The organism is Allobosea sp. CER48 (genome assembly GCF_044752385.1).
GTDB lineage: Bacteria > Pseudomonadota > Alphaproteobacteria > Rhizobiales > Beijerinckiaceae > Allobosea.
The window spans coordinates 1-2,591 of record NZ_JBIWYK010000433.1; the positions used below are offsets into that span (position 1 = coordinate 1).

Consider the following 2,591-nt stretch of genomic DNA (forward strand, 5'->3'; position numbering starts at 1 on the left):
TTGCGCCCCGATGCGCCCCAGGCGACGCGTTCCGCCTCCAGCAAGACGACGGAGCGCCCGGCCCGTGCCAGTTCGAGTGCCGCGGTCAGTCCGGCCAGCCCGCCTCCGACGATGCAGATCTCGGCTCTGATCTGTCCCCCGGCTGGCGGATAGCTCTCCACCGCGGCGAGCGTGCGGCGGTAGTAGGTGTCGATATAGGACGGGGACATGCGGCCTCGTGGCAGACGGGTACCGAACTCGGATCGGCAGCGGGGCAGGGCTTACTCGGCCGCCACGGAATCCGGCGGATCATAGGCCTGGATCGCCGGCAGGTTGCCGTCGAAGCGCTCGACCTGAACCGTCGTCAATTGCCCGGTGCAGCCCTGCGCCAGCGCCGAGGTGCCGATGTCGCGCGTCAGCACGTTCGGATTGCCATGCACGCAGAGCGACTTGTCCTCGGTCGGATCGGCCGGGTCATACCAGGCGCCGGTCGGCAGCTGGACGACGCCCTTGCGGATGCCATCCGTCAGGATGACGCCGGCGAGGCAGGCGCCGCGCTCGTTGGAGATGCGGATGATGTCCCCGTCGACGATCTCCCGCGCGGCGGCATCTTCCGGATGCATGCGCGCGACCTCGCGGCCGCGCAGCTTGCCCTCGCCGCTGTGACCGCCGAAGTCGAACTGGCTGTGCAGCCGGGTCCGCGGCTGGTTGGCGACAAGCACGTAAGGCTTGGCCGCGTCGGGAACGTTGGTCGCTCCGAGCCAGGCCGGGTGTCCGGGACAATCCGTCTCGCCGAAGCTCGCGATCGTCTCGGAATAGATCTCGAGCTTCCCGCTGGGAGTCCGCAGCGGCGCTCCCGCCGGATCGGCGCGGAAGGCGCGCAGCTTCCCGCCGTCGTCGGGTTGCTGCGGCAGCTCATAGCCCTCGCTTGCCCAGAACGCGGCGAAGCTCGGCGCCGGCAGCCCCTTTTCCGCGAGGCCGAGGCGCGTCGGCTCATAGAGGTGTTCGAGCCACTGCCGCACATTGCGGCCCTCGGTGAACGCCTCGGCCGTCCCGAGCCTTTCGGCGAGGCCGGCGAAAATGGCGTAGTCGTCGCGCGCCTCGCCATACGGAGCAACAACCGGATGCATCGGCACCAGCAGCGGGTCGTTCGAATTGCCGCCGATATCCTCCCGCTCCAGCGTCATGGTGCAGGGCAGGACGATGTCGGCATGGCGCGCGGTCGCAGTCCAGGCGAGCTCGTGCACAACCAGCGTATCCAGCCTGGCGAAGGCCTGCCGCAGCCGGTTCAGGTCCTGATGGTGGTGGAACGGGTTGCCGCCGGCCCAGTAGACCAGCTTGATCTCGGGATACGTCCGGGTCTGGCCATTGTAGCGGTAGGTCGTGCCCGGGTTGAGCAGCATGTCGGCGATGCGCGCGACGGGGATGAAATCGCTGACCGGGTTCTTGCCTTGCGAGAAGGTCGGCATCGGCACCGCGTTGTAGCGCCGGCCGTAATAGGCGATCGCACCGAGGCCGTAGCCGTAGCCGCCGCCGGGCAGGCCGATCTGGCCGAGCGCGGCCGCCAGCACCATGCCCATCCAGACAGGCTGCTCGCCATGATCGGCGCGCTGCAGGGCGTGGGCCACGACGATCAGCGCACGCTTCCCGTGCAGGCGCCTGGCCAGAGCCTCGATCTCGCCGGCCGGCATGCCGGTAATGGGGGCGGCCCAGGCAGCATCCTTGGGCTGGCCGTCGCTTTCGCCGGTGAGATAGCGCTCGAAGACCGGCCAGCCGACAGTGTAGCGCTCGAGGAAGGCACGGTCGTGCAGGCCGTTGACGACGAGGGTATGGACGAGCGCCAGCATCAGCGCCGTGTCGCTGCCGGGGATGTTTGCCACCCACTCGGCGCCGGCTTCGGTCGGCAGGTCGCTGCGCAGCGGGCTGACGAGCACGAACTCGCAGCCGCGCTCCTGCGCGCGCTCCATCGCGCCGCGTTCGACATGCCGGCTGATGCTCCCGCCGGCGACCATGCTGTTCTTCAGCGCCATGCCGCCGAACGCGAGCACGATCTCGCTGTGCTCGGCGATCTGCTCCCACGACACGTTGCGCTTCACCAGGTCCTCGTAGTCGCCGATGATGTGAGGCACGAGGACGGACGAGGCGCCCGAGGAATAGCTGTTGACCGACCGGACATAGCCGCCGGTCGAGGTGTTGAGAAAGCGGTGGATCTGGCTCTGGGCGTGGTGGAAGCGCCCGGCACTGGCCCAGCCATAGGAGCCGCCGAAGATGGCGCCCGGTCCGTGGTCGTCACGCACGCGGCGCAGCTCCGCAGCGAGCCTGTCGAGCACCGCCGACCAGGACATCGGCACATATTCATCGCGTCCGCGGCGGTCGTCGGGCCCTGGTCCGTTCTCCAGCCAGCCGCGGCGCACCATGGGCCGCGCGATGCGGGCGCGGTGGCGCAGTGCCGCCGGGAAATTCTGGATGATCTCGTTGGGATCGGGGTCGCCCGCATGCGGCCGCACTTCGAGCTGCCCGCCCTTCATCCGCGCCGAGAAGACGCCCCAATGCGAGGTGTGCGGGCGAAAGGCTTCGTCCTGCTGCTGCGAAACGGCGTTGGCCGGAGCCTC

Annotated in this window: 2 protein-coding genes; both read right to left on the reverse strand. The window is 69.2% G+C overall.

Going from position 1 to position 2,591, the window contains the following annotated elements; translation table 11 throughout:
* On the reverse strand, nucleotides 1-209 hold a 209-nt coding region (locus ACIPIA_RS13955), incomplete at its 3' end, for an FAD-dependent oxidoreductase (protein ID WP_400510413.1).
* A gap of 51 nt (nucleotides 210-260) precedes the next feature.
* A partial coding sequence (locus ACIPIA_RS13960; RefSeq protein WP_400510415.1) for a molybdopterin guanine dinucleotide-containing S/N-oxide reductase occupies nucleotides 261-2,591 on the reverse strand: 2,331 nt, incomplete at its 5' end.